Below are 18,416 nucleotides of genomic sequence, written 5' to 3'. Positions count from 1 at the left end.
CCGCAACCGAAAAATTATAAATCAGCGACGCCGACCGCTGATAACGCGATTCATGCTTTGCAAATAGCGGCTGGTACTGAGTGCGGATGCAGGCAGACAGGGATGCCGGTACACCCGGTGCGGCGCTGTGTCGCGCGGCCGGGGCGACAGGGTAGCGATGGGCGGGCACGGTGGCAACGCCGTGGGACGTCACGGCGGGGGAGGCGTCAGGGCCGGGCCCCGGCGTGGCCGGGGCCCGGTTTGCCGCCGTTACGGACAGGAGTTGCCGCCGTTGTAGGCGATGCTGCCGGTGACGGTGCCGGCGTTCGTGGTGTCGCAGGCGGTCTCGCCGCCGGTGCCCTGGAGGGAAACGGTGTTGCCCGCGCCATCCACGGTGACGTCGCCCTCGATGAGGATGCCGGTGCCGTTGACGCTGGCAGTGCCGGAAGCAATGGTGCTGTCATCGAGCGTGACGTTGGAGGACGGGCCGACCGTGCCGTTCTGATTGAGTGAGACGCCCACGTGGTTCACGTCGATATCGAGGTTGTCGAGCGTCACCCGTGTGAACGCGGGTGAACCGCTGCCATAGACCATCACGCCGTATCCGTCGCCGGTGATGGTTACACCGGAGGCGCTGCCCGGGCCGTCGTCGAAGACGATACCGAACCCGCCGCCGGTGGTGTCGATGGTGCCGCCATTGACGTTGATGCCGCCCCAGGTGTCCCCGCTGGAACCGTTGCTGTCGGCGATACGGATCCCGTTGCCGCCGAAGTCGCTGATGGTGGCGTTGTCGACGTCTATGCCCTGGCCGCCGAGACCGAGGGCATTGCCGCCGGTGCCGGACACGGTGGCATCCACGATCCGGATGGCCTCGCCGTTGATGATGGAGATGCCTTCGTCGCCGGCGCCGCTGCCCACGTTGTCGATGGTCACGCCGTCGATGACGAAGTCCTTGGTCGCACCGGCATCGTCGGAGAAGTCGCCGACATTGGACAGCATGATTCCGTCACCGTTGAGCACCGTGTCTATGGTCACGCCGGTGATGGTCCCGGAAGCGGCGTTGCCGATATGGATCCCCGTCGAATCGGTGTCTGTGATCGTGCCGCCACTGATGTGAAAGCTGCCGACCTGGTTCGCATTGGACAGGGATATGCCTTCCCCGCCGGTGCTGCTGATGTCCACCTGGCCGAGGTCGATGCGGGAGTCGGCGTCCGAGAGGTTCACGCCGGCGGCGGAGGTGTTCTGCACGGTCGTCTCACCGACGGTCAGCGGACCGTTTACATCCTGCAGATCGACGCCGTGGCTGATGTCGTCCCCCGACTGGTTGATCGAGGCGACCGAGGCCAGCTCCAGGTCGATGGCGGTCTCGCGCATGTCGAGTGCCGTGCCGGTGTGGGCGGTCACGTGCCCGGCGTCCGCGGTGACGGTGAAGTCGTTGCCGCCACGCACGTGCACGGCGTCACCGTCGGAGAAGACGGCGAGGCTGTCGTAGTCGATGCGGCCGGAGACGTTGTCGAGCGCCAGGGCGCCGGAGCTCGTTCCACCGGCGAAGACACGATTGCCGGAGGTGCCGAGCTGCGTGGCACCGCCGCTCACGGCCTGGATACCGCTGGCATCCGGGTCGGCGTCGAAGGTGGCATTGCGCACGGAGAAGCGCCCGGAGCCGCCGGCGACGCTGTTGTCCGCGAATCCCGTGATGGTCAGTGCGCTGTCGCCGGTGATGCGGATCGAGCGCGTGCCGATGGGGTTGTCCGCGACATGGTTGCCGGAGAACGTCAGGCGGCCGTTCATGTCGGTCAGGGCGAGGCCGGGCTCGCTGTTGCCGTTGCCGTTCTCGACGGTGTTGCCGGTGACGCTCAGGTGCAGGTCCGCGTCGCTGCCCTCCAGGAAGACGCCGGAGCCGTCATTGTCCACGAAGCGGTTGTCGCGGATGGCGACGTCACCGGACAGGGTCGGTTCACCGAAGACCGCATGCCCGGGGAACGTGTCCGACTGGGTGGCGCTGATCGTCAGGCCCCGGACCTCGTTGTCGCCGGTCAGGGTGACGGCCGCGTCCGTGGCACCCGCGATCTCCGCGCCCTGGTCGCCGCCGGTGGGGGAGGGCAGGGTGACCGTCCCGTCCTGGGTGGTCACTCGGTAGGTCAGGTCGGTGTCGTCGGCGAGGAGGCGCTGGCCGGGTTCGAGCGTGATCGATTCGCCGTTGAAGGTGCTGCCGGACCAGAGCAGGACGATGTCCGCCCCGGAGGTGTCGCCGTCGGCGCTCGTGAGCAGCTGGTAGGGCGAGTCCACGCCGCCGTCGCCGTTGGTGCCGGCGTTGCTGTCCACGTGCAGGACCCGGATCCGCTCACCATCCGGGGAGCGCAGCGGCTCGGCGGAGCGGTCATGGCCGCTGGCGAGCACGACGTCCGGGTCGCGGCGCACGCGTTCGGTCATGCGGCGCTCGATGGGCGACAGGCTCGGCCGTTCGGCGGGCGTGCCCAGCGGGATCTCCAGGCGGACCTCCGCGAAGCCGTCCGTTCCGCGCATGTCATCGTCACGGACCTCGCCGCCGAACGTCACGCGGCCGCCCTCGATGCCGAAGGCGTTGTCCAGGGACAGCTCCAGGCGGCCACGCGGGCCGGTCACCGGATCGACACCGTCGGCATCGAAGCGGAAGCCGCCGGCATAGGCGCGCACGTCATAGCCGTCACCGTTGATAATGCGGTAGCCGACCTCCGCGTCGAAGCCGGACAGCGCCGTCTCGTAGCGACGGTCCTCATCGACCACGATATTCGTGCCGGAGAAGCGCGGGTTCGTGCTCGTGGCCGACAGCGTCGTGGTGTCATCCTCGGCGACGTAGACATTGGCGCGCAGGTCCCAGTCCGGGGTCATCGCCTCGGCGCCGAATGTGCCCTGATTGAAGTAGTGCCCTGTCTCCGAGCGGCGGCGATCGAAGAAACCGTAGCCGCCGAGCAGCAGATCGTCGGAGACGATGCGCCGGTAACCGAGACCAGCGTTGCCCTCTTCGGAGTTGTCGCTGCTGCGCTGTGCGCGCAGATCCGTGAACAGCATCGAGTCGCCGGTCTGGTAGAGCGGCACCATGAATTCAATGCGCCCGAGGGTTCGGCTGTCCCCGGACTTGAGAATGAGTCGGCTGCGCCCTGTCCACTTGCCCGCTGCCGCGGCGGTGGTGGCAAGACTCACGGCGAGCGCGGTGCCGACCAGAGCGGTGTGCCCCAGGAGTCGCTTCTGGTTCATTGCTGTCGCTTCCCTTCCTGTAATGACGGTTGTTCTTTCTTCGTTGCGGGCGTGGATACCGACAGTCGTCGCCACTGGTGCAATGGGCCGGCACCTGCCCTTGTTGCAGCCTATGGAGTGCGACTTGCACCGGGCTTACACCGTGTCGCTGTGGCTGGCCGGCACCGTGCGCCGGGCGCTACCATCGTCGCTCGGCAGCGCCGAGGAGGCGGCATGATCGTCGAGCGGCTTCCCGCCAACCGCCGGGGACGTGACTACGTGATCGGTGATATCCACGCCGCGGTCTCCGCGGTGTACCGCCGGCTGCGGGCCTGCGGTTTCGACCCGGAACGGGACCGGCTGATCTGTGTCGGCGACCTCGTCGACCGGGGGCCGGAACCGGAGCTCGTCCCCGACCTGCTCGCCGAGCCCTGGTTCCACGCGGTGCGCGGCAATCACGATGTCAGCGTTCTGCATGCCGTCGGCGAGGAGGGTTCACCCGAGGGGCTGCCGTACCGCTGCGAGGACCACGACTGGCTCGGGGGGCTGACGGCGACACAGGCGCGGGCGCTGGTCGACGCGCTGGCCCGCATGCCCTGGGCGCTGGAGGTGGAGACCCCCGAGGGGCGGGTGGGGATCGTGCACGCGGAGGTGCCGCCGGCATTCCCGGACTGGGGCGCTTTCGCCGCCGCCCTGTCGGCGCCGGACACCGGCGAGCGCGTGCGCTACCAGGCGATCTGGTCCCGGGAGGCGGCCGGCCATTGCCGCGGCCGGGCGGCGGGGGGCGAACCGCCGGGACCGTTGCCGGACGTCTGCCGGGTCTTCCATGGTCATACGCTGATGCCCGGGCTGTCGCCCTGCCGTATCGCCAACCGGTACTGGATAGAGACCGGGGGCTGGCTGCCGGAGGCGGGCGCGCGGCATATGGGCGACAGCCCGCGCTTCTCCATCGTCGACATCCGCGCGCCCGGGATCGGGTGACGCGCCAATCCCGAGGTACAGAGATGACTGAACAGGCCCGGGGCTACTGCCTGTACTATTCGCCGGACAGCGCCAATCTGATCGTCCGCCTGGTGCTGGAGGAGCTCGGCGTGGACTACCGCGACGTGCTCGTCGACCGCGGACGTGACGAGCAGCGCAGCGAGGCGTACCGACGGCTCAACCCCCAGGGGCTGCTACCGGTCCTCGTGGCCGGGGAGGACGAGGTACTCTTCGAGACCGCCGCGATCGTCCTGCAGCTCGCCGACCGGCATGCCGCGCTCGCCCCGGCGGTGGCCACGCCGGCACGCGGTGAGTGCTACAAGTGGCTGTTCTATCTCTCCAACACCCTGCATGCGGATCTGCGGGTGCGCTTCTACGCCCATCGCTATACCGGCGATCCCGACGCCGTTGCCGGGATCCGGGCGGCGACGGCGGAGCGCGTCGCCGGCCATTTCGCCCTGCTGGAGGACGCCATTGCCGCGCACGGGGGCGACTGGCTGCTGCCCGGCGGGCTGTCGGTGTGCGATTTCTATCTCGCGGTATGTGCACGCTGGGCCATGATCTACCCGCGGGGGGCAGCCGCCATCACGCCGCCGCCGGCGAGCCATCCACACCTGGCGCGGCTGCTCGCCACGCTGGAGGCGCGTCCCGCCGTGGCGCGGGCCTGTGAGCGCGAGGCGGTGCCGGCGCCGTTCTTCACCGCGCCGGTGCCGCCCCGGCCGGCCGCCGGCAGCGTCTCCTGACGCCGGTCAGCCCCGGTCCGGAGTGTCCAGCCGGGCCAGGGCCTCGGCGATATCGAGCATCCGGCTGGCAAAACCCCACTCGTTGTCGAACCACGCCAGCAGCTTGATCATCCGGCCGTTGGCGACCCGGGTCTGGGTGGCGTCGACGATCCCGGAGCGGGGATCGTGGTTGAAATCCATAGAGGCGACGGGCTCGCGGTTGATTCCGATCAACCCCTTGAGCCGCTCCCCCGCGGCCGAGGCCAGCAGCTCGTTGACCGCCTCCGCGGTGGTCTCGTCACGCACCTGAACGGCCATGTCCATCGCCGAGACGTTGATGGTGGGCACGCGTACGTGCAGCGACTCGAAGCGCCCGGCGAGGTGGGGCATGAGACGGCCGATGCCCCGGGCCAGGCCGGTGTCCACCGGTACCATCGACTGCATCGCCGAGCGGGTGAGGCGCAGGTTGGTGCGGTGGTAGGCGTCGATCACCGGCTGGTCGTTCATCGCCGAGTGCAGCGTGGTGGTGACCCCGTGCTCCACCCCCAGGGCCTCGTCGAGGACCGTGAGGATCGGTACCACGCAGTTCGTGGTGCACGAGGCCGCGGAGACGATCCGGTGCGCCGGGGCGAGGGTGTCGTCGTTGATGCCGCGGATGATGGTGGCATCGATGTCGCTGCCCGCCGGGTGGGAGAACAGCAGCCGGCGGGCGCCGGCATCGAGGTGGGCGCCGGCGCTGTCGCGCTCGCCCGGCTGGCCGGAGCATTCCAGTACCAGGTCCACGTCCAGCTCGCGCCAGGGTAGCCGTGACGCCTCTGGTTCGCTGAACACGCGGATCGGCCGGCCGTCGACGACGAGCTCGCCGTCGCGGGCGGTCACCTCGCCGGGAAAGCGCCCGTGGGTGGTGTCGAAGCGGGTGAGATAGGCGATGGTGTCCAGGTCACCCAGCTCGTTGATGGCGACCACCTCCAGCGCCGGCGTGCCGCCGCTGCGTGCCCGCTCGACCAGGGCGCGCAGCACGCAGCGGCCGATGCGGCCGTATCCGTTGATGGCGATGCGATAGGCCATGGGCAGACAGTTCGTTCCCGAATGGATGACCGCTGACCATACCGCGAACCGCCGGCGCGCGGCCACTGGCTGGTTTGCGGACGGCCCCTCAGGCGGTGAGCTGCAGCGGCTGCGCCAGCGTGAGCTCGTCGCAGTTGTCCCCGGGGCCGCCGCGGTCGACCACTAGGAAGTCGCTGGTGGACTCCAGTGCCAGCAGCGGGTGATGCCAGACGCCGGCGTGATAGTTCACACCCTGATCGCCGCGGGCGAGGAAGGCCCGCACCGTTGCGGGGTCGACCTGCTCGCCCGGCGGGGCCACCACCACCAGGTAGGGCCGGCCGTTCAGCGGCACGAACGCCTGGCTGCCCAGCGGGTGGCGCTCCAGCATGGACACGGTCAGCGGCGGCGAGAACGACTGGCCGCGGAAGATGCTGATCAGCGCCCGGGGCGCGTCGCCCCCGAGCTGGACTGCCGCGAGGTCGTGGAAGCGCTGCGTGGTGCCGTTGTTGATGGGGAACGACTCCGCCGTCTCATCGGCGGCGATGACGTCGCCGAACGGGGCGAACGCCTCGCGGGTCAGGGGCTCGGCGGTGAGGGTGCGCATGGCGGTCACTCCCCGTTGCGATACGGACGGCCGAACAGGCGCAGGCGGCTGACCCCGCCGTCCGGGATGATGTTGAAGCGCACGTGGGTCACCACGCCGATGTCATCCGCGAGCGCAGTGAACTCGTGGATACTGTCCGCCGACAGGGGCTGCTCGTCGAGCAGCGTGGGCCAGAACATGCTCTGGGTGACCAGCGATTCGTCGGTCGCCTCCGGGACGTATGCCGCCTGGATGCTGCAGCGGTCCGGGTAGTTGCCCTTGAAGTGGGCGGTGTCGACGACGGCCCGCTCGATCACGCCGGGGTGGGCGAGGGCGACGATGCACCAGTCGTTGCCGGGCTCGCGCCGCCGCCGGGTCTCCCAGCCGTCGCCCATGTTGACCCCGCGGCCCGGATGGAGGATGCGCGGGGTGCCGTAGTGGGCGTCGTTCCAGGCGACGACGCGGCCGCCGTTCATCAGCGCCGCCAGGTCCGCGTCTGTCTGCATGGCCGTGTCGGACCAGTCCCGCCGGACCTCGCCGTAGGCGCGCAGCCTGGCGATGCCGCCGTCGGGGAAGATGCGCACACGCAGGTGGGTCCAGGTGCGCCCGTCGTCGACGGCGTGAAAGTGATGCCGGTCGCCGGCCAGGCTCAGTGTGGGCAGCAGCGTGGTCCAGGCCGCGGCGTCGTCCGGGTCGCCGTCCGGGCAGTGGCAGGCCTCGACGGTGGCGGCGGGCGGAAAGTTGCCCGTGAAGAAGCTGGTGTCCAGGTCGAGGCCGTGGATCACGCCGGGTGCGGCCAGGCGGATGACGGCCCAGTCATGGCCGCCGTTGCGCCGGCGGCGGGTCTCCCAGCCATCCATCCACTTGCCGTGGTCGTCGAAGCGCTCCGGGTAGAACACCGGCGCGTCGGTGGCGAGCATGCGCTCAAGAGGGGCGAAGAACTCGTCGCTGGCCGCCACCGCGGCGGCACCGGCGCCGGCGTCGGCGAGGTTGATGCGCCCGCGGGCAAATGCGGGCAGCTCGACCGGCGGGGCCTCGATTCTCGGCTCTGTGCTCATCGCGGGTCTCCGTTGTCTCTCGCCGTCGGGGACGGTTTCCCGTTCCCCGCCTGGCGGTGTGATCGCAGCGGTGCTGCCGGGCAGGGCATGCCGGCGGTAGTCCGACGGCGGCCGTGGATGACCGTCGATGACACGGGGGGCTCTTTTCGCCATCCCCGCGACCGGCATTTCTGCGATGCCCCGTCTATGCGTACGGGTGATGCTCGCGCCAGTGGCGCGCGATGTCGATGCGGCGCGCCACCCACACGTGGTCATGGGCCTCGATGTGATCGAGGAAGCGCTGCAGGGCCCGGAATCGCCCGGGCCGGCCGACCATCCGGCAGTGCAGGCCGATGTTCATCATCCGCGGCGTCTCCGCCCCTTCGGCGTAGAGGACGTCGAAGGCATCGCGGAGGTGGCGGAAGAAGGGCTCGCCGTCGCCGAAGCCGGTGGGCGAGGCGAAGCGCATGTCGTTGTTGTCCAGGGTGTAGGGCACGATGAGCTGGGGCACCTCGCGCCCGTCGCTGACGGTGACGCGCTGCCAGAACGGCAGGTCGTCACCGTAGTAGTCCGAGTCGTAGACAAAGCCGCCGTCCTCGGCCACCAGCCGGCGGGTGTTGGGACTGTCCCGGCCCGTATACCAGCCGAGCGGGCGCTCGCCGGTGAGCTCGGTGAGGATGTCGACGGCGCGTGCCATGTGCTCGCGCTCCACCGCCTCGGGGACGTCCTGGTAGTGGATCCAGCGCAGGCCGTGGCAGGCGATCTCGTGGCCGGCCTCGCGGAACGCGGCGACGGCCTCGGGATTGCGCTGCAGGGCCATCGCCACGCCGAATACGGTCAGCGGCAGGCCCCGGCGGGTGAACTCGTCGAGCACCCGCCAGACGCCGACGCGGGAGCCGTACTCGTAGATCGACTCCATGCTCATGTGCCGGGCCGCGTAGGGCTCGGCGCCGGGGATCTCGGAGATGAACGTCTCCGCGTGGGGGTCGCCGTGGAGGACGTTGTTTTCGCCGCCCTCCTCGTAGTTGAGGACGAACTGCACGGCCACGCGGGCCCTGCCGGGCCAGTCCGCCTGCGGCGGCCGGCGGCCGTAGCCCACCATGTCCCGTGGGTAGGCGGTCTCCTGTGCGGTGTCCATGGCGCGGTTACTCCTCGCTGGCTGTCTGTGTCGGGCCGTGCCGGCCGAACAGGGCGTTGAAATCCGGGGTCTCGCGGCGCTCGCCGTCGAAGTTCAGGGAGCGCTCAATCCCCTCGAGGTGACGGGTCATCCACTGCCGGGCCCGTTCCCGCTCGCCACCGGCGAGCAGCGCCAGTATCTCGCCATGGTCGCCACACTCGCAGCCGACGCTGCTCGCCGAGCCGTAGACCGCGATCACCAGCGACGAGCGCCGGGCGAGCTGTTCGATGAACGTGGCGAACGGGGCATTGTGCGCCACGCGGGCCAGGCGGATGTGGAATGCCGCGGAGAGCTGGATGGCCTCGTGCTGCGCGCCGTCCGCCTGGGCACGGCGCTCGCGGTCGACGAGTTCGTGGAGGGCGGTGAGGTCATCGTCGCCCAGGGCGTCCACGACCCAGTCGACGAGGGCGCACTCGGCAAGGCGCCGGGCGGCGAAGACCTCCCGGGCCTCGTCCGGGGAGGGCTTGGCGACCTGCGCGCCGCGGTTCGTGCGGAGGGTGACCAGGTGTTCCAGCGCCAGGCGCTGGAGGGCCTTGCGGATGCTCGTGCGGCTGACCTCGAAGGCCTCCGCCAGCGCGTCCTCGGGCAGGCGTGCTCCCGGCGCGAGGCGGTGATCGACAATCGCCTCGCTGAGTGCGCGGTGGATCGTGTCGTCCCGGTTGCGCGGTGTCCGCTCCGCCCGGGTCGCGGCGTTGCTCTCCATGGCCATGGCGCCCCTTCACCGCCGGCTCGATGGTGGCTTCTGGGCTGCAGGATATAGGGACTGTATACAATATGGAACAGTTTCTGTCCCCAATATGAAACGCCCGCGCCCCCGTCAGTGGGCAGGCGGACGTTCGAGGATGCCTTCTCCGGGCAGATGTTCCCGGTCGTGGGGCCGGTCGAGATCCACGTCCGGGCCGAGGGGCACGACCAGCGACGGGTTGATGGCGGCGTTGGTGTAGTAGCCCACGCGGATGTGCTCGAGGTTCACGGTTTCGCGGATGCCAGGCCACTGGTAGAGCTCGCGGAGGTAGGCGGCGAGGTTGGGGTAGTCCTCGATACGGCGGACGTTGCACTTGAAGGCCCCGTGGTAGGCGACGTCGAAACGCACGAGGGTCACGAACAGTCGCCAGTCGGCCTCGGTGAGGTGGCGCCCGGCGAGGTAGCGGTGGACGTCCAGGTGGCGCTCGATCCGCGCCAGGGTGTCGAACAGCGCGCGCACCGCCGTCTCGTGGCTTGCCTGGCTCCGCGCGAAGCCGGCCCGGTAGACGCCGTTGTTCACGCGCTCGTAGATGAGGGCGTTCCAGGCGTCGATCTCCCCGCGCAGGGGGACCGGATAGAGGTCCAGGCGGTTGCCGGTGAGGTGATCGAAGGCGGTGTTGAGCATGCGCAGGATGTCCGCGGATTCGTTGTTCACGATCCGGCCCGCCTGACGGTCCCAGAGCACCGGTACCGAGACCTTGCCTGTGTACCGCGGCTCCGTGGCGGTGTAGAGCTGGTGGTGACGGGTGACCGGTGCGATGGCCGGCCCCGCATCCTGGGGCTCGCTGTATGTCCAGCCGTCCTCGCCGAGCACCGCGTCCGCCACGGACACGGGGATCAGCGACTCCAGTCCCTTGAGGCGGCGGGCGATGAGCGTGCGTGACGCCCAGGGGCATAGATAGGCGACGAAGAGCTGGAACCGTCCCGCCTCGGCGGCGAGGGGGGTGTCGTCCGCGGGTGCGGGCGTGCCGTGCGGGGTGATCCAGCGGCGGAACCGCGTCGGCTCGCGCTCGAAGGCGCCGCCGTGGATCTCGCTCTCGGCGATGTCGCCGCGCACCCACTGTCCATCGACCAGTCCGGGCATGATGTCCTCCGTGTCCGTCGGGCCGCCCCGCGCGCGGGGCGTCGTTACCGGGTCACTCCGCCGCGAGGGCGTCGGTGCCGAAGAGGTAGGCCGACTGGCGGCTGGCGAGCACCTCGTCGGTGAACACCCGCCGCCCGGGATCGTCGCCGGCGGCGCCCGCCGCCACGTGCAGCGGCAGCAGGTGCTCCTCCCGCGGGTGGGCGGCACGGGCCGACGGTGCATCGTCCCAGTGTGCGAGCGCCGTCTCGCGGGCCGTCGCCGGGCCCGTCACCGCCGCGGTGAGCCAGTCGTCGAAGCGCACCGAGTCCGGGTCCAGCCCGGCGCTGTCGAAGCGGAAGCGGCGCATGTTGTGATAGCTCATGCCGCTGCCCACGATCAGCACGCCCTCCCGCCGCAGCGGCGCCAGCGCCCGGCCGGCGGCCAGGTGCTCCGCCGGGTCCAGGCCGCGACGCAGGGAGAGCTGGACGATGGGCACGTCGGCATCGGGATGGATGAGCCGGAAGGGGATGAAGACCCCGTGATCCAGACCGCGCCGGGATTCCTCGGCGGTCTCCAGCCCGGCCGCCTCGAGGAGTGCGCGCACGCGGGCGGCGACGGCCGGCGCGCCCGCCACCGGGTAGGTGAGCTCGTAGGTGTGCGGGGGAAAGCCGCCGTAGTCGTAGAGCAACGGCGGGTCGGCCTGCCCGTTCACGGTGAACGCCGGTGCCTCCCAGTGTGCCGAGACGACCACCACCGCCTGGGGGCGCGGGCCGACGTGCCGGGGTACGGCGCGAAGCCAGTCGGCCATGCGGTGCCAGGTGTCGGCGGGGTCCCAGTCCATGAAGAAGCACGGGCCCGCCCCGTGGGGGATGAACAGTGTCGGTAGTGTCGGTGCGCTCATGGTTGTCACTCCGCAGTCTCAGGGGGGCGGGCCGGAGCGGGGACGGTGTCGGTCCGGGGGGCACGGGGGCTCCGGTTCGATTGCGCGTGCAGTGCGCTGGATTCGGGAGGCAGCATGCCGTAGTTTCCATATTTTGGTAAGACGGCATTAATGGAACTTATGGTTGAAGAATCAGAAACCATTGGCGGGGCCGTCGAGGACCTGAGGGCGTTCTGCGCCGTTGCGGATCTCGGCACCGTCTCCGCCGCGGCGCAGCGGCTCGGCGAGACCAAGGGGGGTGTGAGCCGGCGGCTGTCGCGCCTGGAACGGCGCCTGGGCGTCGCGCTGCTGGCGCGTACGCCCCGCGCGGTGTCGCTCACCGAGGAGGGGCGGGCGTTCTTCGCGCGTACCCGGGAGGCCCTGGGACTGCTGGACGATGCCGCGGAGACGGCACGGGCCTCGCGTTCGGTACCGGACGGCCACCTGCGCGTGACCGCGCCGGTGGATCTGGGCATGGATGTGCTGCCGCCGCTGGTGACCGGGTTTCGCGCGGCCTATCCCCAGATCACCGTGGAGCTGGTGCTCACCGACACGGCGCTGGACCTCGCCGCCAACCGCATCGACCTCGCCCTGCGGGCGACCCCCGGGGCTTTGCCGGACTCCGGCTACCGGGCGTCCACCCTGCTGTCTTTCGCCATCGCGCTCTATGCCTCGCCCGCGTACCTGGACGCCCATGGGGTGCCGGACACGCCCGCCGCGCTTGCGGATCACGAGTGGGTGGTATCCCGGGAGCTCACGGGGGCGGCCAGGCTCACGCTCACCGACCGGCGCAACCGCCCGGTAACGGTGATTGTCCGGCCCGGGGTCCGCACGACGGACTACGCCAGTGTCCACCGCATCGCTGCTGCCGGGGGAGGGATCGCACCGCTGCCCGAGCCAGTCGCCCGGCGGTCGCTGGAGGAGGGGCACCTGGTCCGGGTGCTGCCCGAATGGCAGTGTGCCAGCGGCACGCTGTACGCGGTCAGCCTGCGCGGCAGCGAGGCGCCGGCGCGGGTGCGTGCCTTCCGGGCCTACCTGCGCCAGGCCCTGGCGCCTGCCCGGCCGGGGGACCACTGAACGGCATCCCTGTCTGTTGTCGACCCCGAAGCAGGAGTCGACGAATGGTAAAGATTTGGAGGATCTGGACGATTACTTTACCAGCCTCCCACCCGCGAGGGGCTGTGCGCGGGCGGCCGGGGAGCAGGTTTGAAACAGACGGGGAAATGCATGTCCATCGCACGTAAGCTGATGCTCGCCTTTGGTGGCACGATCATCGTCGCCGTCGTGGCGATGGTCTTCATCGCGGTCGAGGCCGCGCGTGACAATGCCGTCTCGGGCTTCACCGAAGGGAGCCTGCGTGAGATCCGCCAGGTCGACGGTGTGATAACCGGGTTTTTCGACCAGATTTCCCGGAATACGGCGTATATGGCCAGCCACCCGGCAGTACGCAGGGCGGATTCCGGGGTGACCTCCTATCTCGACACGTCCCGGGAGATGTCGATGACGCCGGAAGACAACGGGGACGTGGAGGCCGAGATATTCGGCGCATACGATCGTTTCGCTTCCGCCCATCCGGAGCTGGCCTACGTCTACATGGCGACCGAGGAAGGTGGTTACGTTCAGTGGCCGAAGGGTCGGATCGGGGCGGGGTACGATCCGCGTGAACGTCCCTGGTACGGCGCGGCAAAGGCGTCGCCGAATGAGACGGTCATGACCGACGCGTACTATTTCAGCACCGACGACGTTGCCATCGTGAGTTTTGAGCACACGATCCGCGACGGGCGGGGCGAGGTGATAGGCGTGCAGGGCATGGACGTGTCGCTGGAGACGCTGACCGAGCGCGTCGCGGATATCGAGTTCGGTGACGAAGGCTACCTGATGCTGGTCGAGGATACCGGCACCGTGCTGGTCGACCCCAGTAATCCCGATCACAACTTCCACAACCTCGGTGAGCTCGAAGGCGGTGATTACGCCCGGCTGGCGGAACGCGATGAAGGGTCCGTGGCCTTGCAGATCGGGGGCAAGGCGTACCAGGCCAGTATTTATACGTCGCCCGGGCTCGGCTGGAAGTTCATCGGCCTGATCCCGCGCTCGGAGATGATGGCGGCGGCCAACCGGGTGACCATTCAGATGGCGGCCGTCGGTGTTGCCGTGATTGTCGTCGCCATATTCGTGGCATTGCTGATCGCCCGTTATCTCACGCGCCCGATCGTCAGCGTTACCGAGAAAATGCGTGATATTGCGGAGGGTGAGGGGGATCTCACGCAGCGTCTTCCTGTGCATGGCAGGGACGAGATGACGGACCTCGCCGAGCAGTTCAATGCCTTCGTCGACAAGGTCCGGCGTGCCATCTCCGAGGTCAGCGGTACTACCCAGCAGCTTGCCTCGTCTGCCGAAGAGCTCAACCAGGTCGCTGCCCAGACCCAGGACGTGGTACGACAGCAGAGCAACGAAACGGACCAGATCGCCTCGGCGATCAACGAGATGACGGCGACCGTGCAGGAGATATCCCGCAACTCCGGCGAGGTCGAGACGTCTGCCTCCCAGGCGGACGAAAGGGCGCGTGACGGCAACCGCATCGTCGCCGAGAACCGGGATTCGATGGATACGCTCGCCACCGATATCCAGCGTACCAGCGAGGCAGTGGCGAAGGTCGAGGCCCGCAGCCAGGAGATCCGTACTGTGCTCGATGTCATCTACGAGGTGACCGAACAGACCAATCTCCTGGCGCTGAATGCTGCGATCGAGGCGGCCCGGGCGGGCGAGCAGGGGCGCGGCTTTGCGGTGGTCGCCGAGGAGGTGCGGGCGCTGGCCAAACGCAGCAACGAGTCCGCCGTGCAGATCCGCGAGATCATCGATGGCTTGACCACGGACACGGCGGCCGCCGTGGAGATCATGGACCGTTCCCGGGAACGCTCGGTGCGCAATCAGGAACGGGCAAACGAGGCGGGTGAAGCCCTGCGGGCCATCGAGGAGGCGGTCGCCGGGATCCACGGCCAGATCACCCAGGTCGCCACGGCGGCGGAGGAGCAGAGCCAGGTGGCCGAGGAGATCAACCGCAATATCGCCCAGATCGTCGAGGCCGCCGGAAGCAGCTCCGAAGGCATGGATCAGACGCGTACCGCCAGCGACGAGCTCGCGCGACTCGGCGAGACGCTGCGCGAGGTCGTCGGGCGCTTCAGGGTCTGAGCACGGCCGGCCCTGCCGGGGTCCGGGTGGCCGTGCGCCACCGCCACGCTGTACGCGCTCCGTCGCCGCGGTGGCGGGCCACTGGGGCGCGGCCTGCCCGCCTCATGCCCCGGCCGAGGGCCGGCGTCAGCGGGCGGTGGCCCCGGGCCGGTGCACCCCGGCCGTGCGCGGCGCCCGCTCGGGGAACTCGGAGGTTGCCGCGCCGGCGCCCAGTACGGCCTCGGCCTGCTCGTAACGGGTCTCCCGGTAGCCCTTGACGTTGTCCAGCTGCATGAGCCGCCGGCGGCGCTCGTCCACGGCCAGGCGGGGCACGGCCTCCAGCAGTTCCTCCCGGATTTGCCGGGCGATGGCGTTCTCGCGCCGGTGCCACCGGGGCAGGACGCGGCGCAGCACGCGCAGGTGACGCATGGTGCGCAGCATCCAGTCCCGCGGGTTCAGATCGAATTCGATCCTGCGGCCGGCGACGTCGAAGCTCGGACGGTTGATGTGCCCCACCTCCACGCTGCGGCCGAGGTGGCCGTAGCGCCGGCGGGCGCGCTCGCGCTCCAGCGGCGAGACCAGCAGGTGCGAGACGAACACCTCGTCCTTGATGAAGTAGGTCCTGGCGAGGGCCCGCAGCGCGATACGCTGGTGTGCCGCGTCCGGGTACAGCCCGGGCAGTCGCGCGGCGTCGGCGAGGAAGTCGTCGAGGCGGGCACCGCGGTCGTAGACCAGCAGATCGTGGACATACTGGCCGAGGTGTTCGCGCTCGATCTCCGGCAGGCGTGCGGCGAGGCTGTCGGTCGCCCGCTCGAGGGCGTTCGCGAGCCGTCCGCTGCGCTCCCAGGGCGCGGTGCCGTCGCGCAGGCTCGCGTGAAGGGGGGCCAGCGGGTCCTCGTGTGCCGCCGTCTCGCCGAAGGTCCGGGCGATCGCCTCCGCACCCTCGACGACGAATCGCCGGCCCAGGGTGAACGCCCGCCAGTTCGCGTCGAACTCGCTTGCCGGCACCGCGCGGGCGAAGGCCTCGCGGAGGTTGTGCAGGGTGAACGGCATGCCCCCCTGCTGGTAGGCAACGCCCAGCAGCATGGCCGAGGCATAGACGTTGCGGCCGAGCAGGCGGTGGGTCAGTGCACGGGCGCCGGCGAGGTGGGCGCGCTCGCCGAGCGCCTCACGAAGCCGGCCGCGGATGTCGGCGGCGGTCGGCGCGGGCGCGTCCTCGCCGCGGTCGAGCATGACCGACAGCGGCAGCTGGAAGGTCTCGTCCACCACGGCGATACCGTGCGGGGCGAGGAAGCCGACGGCCTCGCTGCCGTCCAGGAGGTCCGGCGAGAGGACCAGGTCCCCCGTCCCCATGGGGGTGATCGGGCCGGCGGCGCGGTCCTCGCGGTGGACCGTGAGATGGCCGGTGACCCGGCCGTTGCGCTGGGCCAGGCCCTTCTGGTCCATGAACCGGAAACCCAGCCCGTCGTGGCCGTTCATGTCCGTGGCCGCCTCGGCGAGCACGCGCGAGATGGTGGTCACGCCGGAACCGCCGACGCCGGTCACCACCACCCGCCAGTCGTTGCCGGCGATGACATCCTCGAAGGTCTTGCGCACCGCGGGTTCCGGCAGGGCGCTGTCCGTGTCGACCTCCGGGAGGGCCGAGTACTTCGTCGGGTGGTAGTCGATCACCCGCACCCGCTCGAAGCTCGGGCAGGCCATGATCTGCGTGCAGTAACCGTCCGAGACGCAGATCTGGGGGTCGATCGTCATCTTCGTGCCGTAGGCGTCCTCCGTCTGGGACAGCCCCGGACAGCCGGTGGCATCAATGCAGGCGCGGCAGTCCTCGCAGGCGGAGGTGTTGATCCGGAAGAACGTCTGCTCGGGCTTGGTCTCGCCGTCGGCGAAACGCTTGCGGTCGGCGGCCTTCAGGCGGGCGTGATAGGTGAGCGCACACTCCTTGGTGGAGATGATCACCTTGGTGCCCGGCCGGCGGACGGTCTCCGCGAGCACGTTGCGGTAGAAATAGCGGTCGCTGGGGTTGACCTCCAGCACCTCCGCCGGGCCCATGCCCCGGATGATCGTTTTAAGGTCCTGGCGCGGACGGGGCCGGCCCTCGACGGAGCGGCCCGTGCGCGGGTCCATCTGGTGGCCGGTCATCGCGGTGACGTCGTTGTCGAGCACGATGTAGGTGATGTCGTGGCCCATCTGCACGGAGCTGGAGATCGCCGTCATCCCCGTGTGGAAGAAGGTGGAGTCCCCCAGCAGGACCACCGAGGGGTTGTCGGCGAAGCTGTCCATGCCCGCGGCCAGCGCGCCGCCCTGACCCATGGCGCTGATGTCGTGCATCTCCCCGAAAGGCGGCAGAAAGGACAGCGAGTAGCAGCCCACGTCGCCGTGGGAGAGCAGTCGCACGCCCTCGCGCTCCAGGCTCCGGCGCAGCTCCTTCATCAGTGACAGGGTCTCCCGGTGTGGGCAGCCGGGGCAGAACGTGGGCAGCCGCGGCGGCAGTGTGCCGGCGACCCGGGTGGTCCCGGCGGGCTCGAGCCGGCAGGCGTGCATGCCGAGCAGACCGGTCAGCTCGTTGAGCCTGTCGCGGATGATCTCGTAGGACAGGCCACCGTGGGCCGGAAAGCCCGGCACTCCGCGCTCACCGTCCGCGAACGTCTTGCCGTGCACGCGCACGGACACGCCGTGGTCGTGGCAGAACTCGATGAGCTCGGTCTCCAGGAAGCCGCGTTTCTCCTCGACCACGACCACGGTGTCCAGTCCCCGGAGCCAGGGCAGCAGCCGCGCCGGGGTGAGCGGCCAGGAGCTGGCGAGCTTGTAGAGCGAGACGTGCTCCAGGTGGCCGCCGTCCGCCATGACCTGGTGCAGGGTCTCGTACACCGAGCCGGCGCTGATGAAGCCGATGCGGGCGTCCGCCGCGCCGGTGACACGGTCCAGGTCCAGTGTCTCCAGGGCGGGGACCACGCGGGGGAATCGCTCCTCGGTCATGCGGACGTCGGCGCCGTGGGAGTGGGGCGGGACCATCACGCACTGGGCCGGGTCGAACGCCCGCGGGTCGAGGGCCGTGGCGGCGCCGGGGACCTCAGCCCAGTCCCCGGTCGCCACGCGTCCGCCGCCCTCTGCCATGAACGTGGTGAGCAGCACCCCGGCATACAGAGAGGTCCGCCGCGAGAGCGTGAGCGCGTGGCCGATCCAGTCCTTGAGCTCCTGCGGGGTGGCCGGCTCCAGGAAGGGCATGTGCAGGTGCTTGTAGAGGTAGCGGGAGTCGACCGGGGCGGCCGTGGACATGGACCACGGGTCGTCGCCCACCACCACGACCACCCCCGGCCAGCGCGGCTCGCCGGTGACCGGGTCGGGCTCGGTGTCGCCGGGGCTGGCGAAGTTGCCCACGGACAGGGCGTCCGCGGCGACCTGCAGGCCCATGGACTTCATGGCCACCAGGGTGCTGCGGCCCGCCTGCTTGGCGCCGGCGGCCATGGCGGCGGCGTTGCCCTCGCTGTTGGCCAGGGTCACCCGGATGCCTCGCTCGGCCAGCGCGTCCCGGTGACCGTGGAGGACGGTGAAGAAGTCGGCCAGCGGCGAGCCGGGGTAGCCCGTGTACAGGGAGAAACCGGCCTCCAGCCCGCCCTGGATGACCAGCTCATTGCCGTTGAGGATGTGCCGGGACATGGCTGCCTCCGCGTGATCGCGCCAGTTCACCGGAAGTCTAGGCTGGGGTAGTGTGGCCTTGCAGATGTAAAAAATGTGAATTGAACCATGACAGTTTCCGAATCCGACGGCTGTAATGGTCTT

General features: G+C 69.8%; 13 protein-coding genes. 4 read left to right on the top strand and 9 right to left on the bottom strand.

Annotation, left to right across the window (positions count from 1 at the left end):
* Positions 1-249: 249 nt before the first annotated feature.
* Positions 250-3,216, bottom strand: coding sequence for an inverse autotransporter beta domain-containing protein (locus C516_RS20550; protein WP_018718569.1), 2,967 nt, complete (start codon positions 3,214-3,216; stop codon positions 250-252).
* Positions 3,217-3,429: 213 nt separating this feature from the next.
* On the opposite strand from C516_RS20550, the gene C516_RS19400 reads away from it, so the two are divergent.
* Positions 3,430-4,176, top strand: a complete 747-nt coding sequence (locus C516_RS19400) for a metallophosphoesterase (RefSeq protein WP_018718567.1) — start codon at positions 3,430-3,432, stop codon at positions 4,174-4,176.
* Between the two features lie 23 nt (positions 4,177-4,199).
* Entirely contained in the window at positions 4,200-4,919 is a 720-nt protein-coding gene (locus tag C516_RS0111630; RefSeq protein WP_018718566.1) for a glutathione S-transferase family protein, read from the top strand.
* 6 nt (positions 4,920-4,925) lie between these two features.
* On the opposite strand, the gene C516_RS0111625 is transcribed toward C516_RS0111630, so the two are convergent.
* The 7 genes from C516_RS0111625 to C516_RS0111595 form a co-directional block, all read right to left on the bottom strand.
* Positions 4,926-5,966 (bottom strand): type I glyceraldehyde-3-phosphate dehydrogenase, encoded by a 1,041-nt coding sequence (locus C516_RS0111625; protein WP_018718565.1) that lies wholly within the window; start codon positions 5,964-5,966, stop codon positions 4,926-4,928.
* An 88-nt stretch (positions 5,967-6,054) separates the two neighbouring features.
* On the bottom strand, positions 6,055-6,549 hold the full coding sequence (locus tag C516_RS0111620) for an ureidoglycolate lyase (protein ID WP_018718564.1): 495 nt from the start codon (positions 6,547-6,549) through the stop codon (positions 6,055-6,057).
* Positions 6,550-6,554: 5 nt separating this feature from the next.
* Positions 6,555-7,586, bottom strand: coding sequence for an allantoicase (gene alc / locus C516_RS0111615; RefSeq protein WP_018718563.1), 1,032 nt, complete (start codon positions 7,584-7,586; stop codon positions 6,555-6,557).
* Between the two features lie 184 nt (positions 7,587-7,770).
* On the bottom strand, positions 7,771-8,703 hold the full coding sequence (gene puuE, locus C516_RS0111610; protein ID WP_018718562.1) for an allantoinase PuuE: 933 nt from the start codon (positions 8,701-8,703) through the stop codon (positions 7,771-7,773).
* A 7-nt stretch (positions 8,704-8,710) separates the two neighbouring features.
* Entirely contained in the window at positions 8,711-9,445 is a 735-nt protein-coding gene (locus C516_RS0111605; RefSeq protein WP_211210617.1) for a GntR family transcriptional regulator, read from the bottom strand.
* Between the two features lie 114 nt (positions 9,446-9,559).
* Positions 9,560-10,570 (bottom strand): glutathione S-transferase family protein, encoded by a 1,011-nt coding sequence (locus tag C516_RS0111600; protein ID WP_018718560.1) that lies wholly within the window; start codon positions 10,568-10,570, stop codon positions 9,560-9,562.
* 52 nt (positions 10,571-10,622) lie between these two features.
* Positions 10,623-11,450, bottom strand: coding sequence for a DODA-type extradiol aromatic ring-opening family dioxygenase (locus C516_RS0111595; RefSeq protein WP_018718559.1), 828 nt, complete (start codon positions 11,448-11,450; stop codon positions 10,623-10,625).
* A gap of 150 nt (positions 11,451-11,600) precedes the next feature.
* On the opposite strand from C516_RS0111595, the gene C516_RS0111590 reads away from it, so the two are divergent.
* Together C516_RS0111590 and C516_RS0111585 are read left to right on the top strand one after the other, a co-directional pair.
* Entirely contained in the window at positions 11,601-12,545 is a 945-nt protein-coding gene (locus C516_RS0111590) for a LysR substrate-binding domain-containing protein (RefSeq protein WP_245558769.1), read from the top strand.
* Between the two features lie 150 nt (positions 12,546-12,695).
* Complete coding sequence (locus C516_RS0111585; protein ID WP_018718557.1) at positions 12,696-14,657, top strand: methyl-accepting chemotaxis protein; 1,962 nt, start codon at positions 12,696-12,698, stop codon at positions 14,655-14,657.
* A 126-nt stretch (positions 14,658-14,783) separates the two neighbouring features.
* Here C516_RS0111585 and C516_RS0111580 read toward each other — a convergent pair whose 3' ends face one another.
* Positions 14,784-18,293: a thiamine pyrophosphate-dependent enzyme gene (locus tag C516_RS0111580; protein ID WP_018718556.1), complete on the bottom strand. Its 3,510-nt coding sequence runs from the start codon at positions 18,291-18,293 to the stop codon at positions 14,784-14,786.
* Between the last annotated feature and the right edge of the window lie 123 nt (positions 18,294-18,416).

The organism is Arhodomonas aquaeolei DSM 8974, from assembly GCF_000374645.1.
Classification (GTDB): domain Bacteria; phylum Pseudomonadota; class Gammaproteobacteria; order Nitrococcales; family Nitrococcaceae; genus Arhodomonas; species Arhodomonas aquaeolei.
Note: the sequence above shows the minus strand (reverse complement) of the source record. Positions and strands in the feature narration are given on the sequence as shown.

What these genes read in the sequence shown, in the direction of transcription:
- puuE (WP_018718562.1), bottom strand. Translation starts at nt 8,703, where the DNA reads ATGGACACCGCACAGGAGACCGCCTACCCACGGGACATGGTGGGCTAC.
- C516_RS0111585 (WP_018718557.1), top strand. Translation starts at nt 12,696, where the DNA reads ATGTCCATCGCACGTAAGCTGATGCTCGCCTTTGGTGGCACGATCATC.
- C516_RS0111590 (WP_245558769.1), top strand. Translation starts at nt 11,601, where the DNA reads ATGGAACTTATGGTTGAAGAATCAGAAACCATTGGCGGGGCCGTCGAG.
- C516_RS19400 (WP_018718567.1), top strand. Translation starts at nt 3,430, where the DNA reads ATGATCGTCGAGCGGCTTCCCGCCAACCGCCGGGGACGTGACTACGTG.
- C516_RS0111600 (WP_018718560.1), bottom strand. Translation starts at nt 10,570, where the DNA reads ATGCCCGGACTGGTCGATGGACAGTGGGTGCGCGGCGACATCGCCGAG.
- C516_RS0111630 (WP_018718566.1), top strand. Translation starts at nt 4,200, where the DNA reads ATGACTGAACAGGCCCGGGGCTACTGCCTGTACTATTCGCCGGACAGC.
- C516_RS0111620 (WP_018718564.1), bottom strand. Translation starts at nt 6,549, where the DNA reads ATGCGCACCCTCACCGCCGAGCCCCTGACCCGCGAGGCGTTCGCCCCG.
- C516_RS20550 (WP_018718569.1), bottom strand. Translation starts at nt 3,216, where the DNA reads ATGAACCAGAAGCGACTCCTGGGGCACACCGCTCTGGTCGGCACCGCG.
- C516_RS0111605 (WP_211210617.1), bottom strand. Translation starts at nt 9,445, where the DNA reads ATGGAGAGCAACGCCGCGACCCGGGCGGAGCGGACACCGCGCAACCGG.
- alc (WP_018718563.1), bottom strand. Translation starts at nt 7,586, where the DNA reads ATGAGCACAGAGCCGAGAATCGAGGCCCCGCCGGTCGAGCTGCCCGCA.
- C516_RS0111580 (WP_018718556.1), bottom strand. Translation starts at nt 18,293, where the DNA reads ATGTCCCGGCACATCCTCAACGGCAATGAGCTGGTCATCCAGGGCGGG.
- C516_RS0111595 (WP_018718559.1), bottom strand. Translation starts at nt 11,450, where the DNA reads ATGAGCGCACCGACACTACCGACACTGTTCATCCCCCACGGGGCGGGC.
- C516_RS0111625 (WP_018718565.1), bottom strand. Translation starts at nt 5,966, where the DNA reads ATGGCCTATCGCATCGCCATCAACGGATACGGCCGCATCGGCCGCTGC.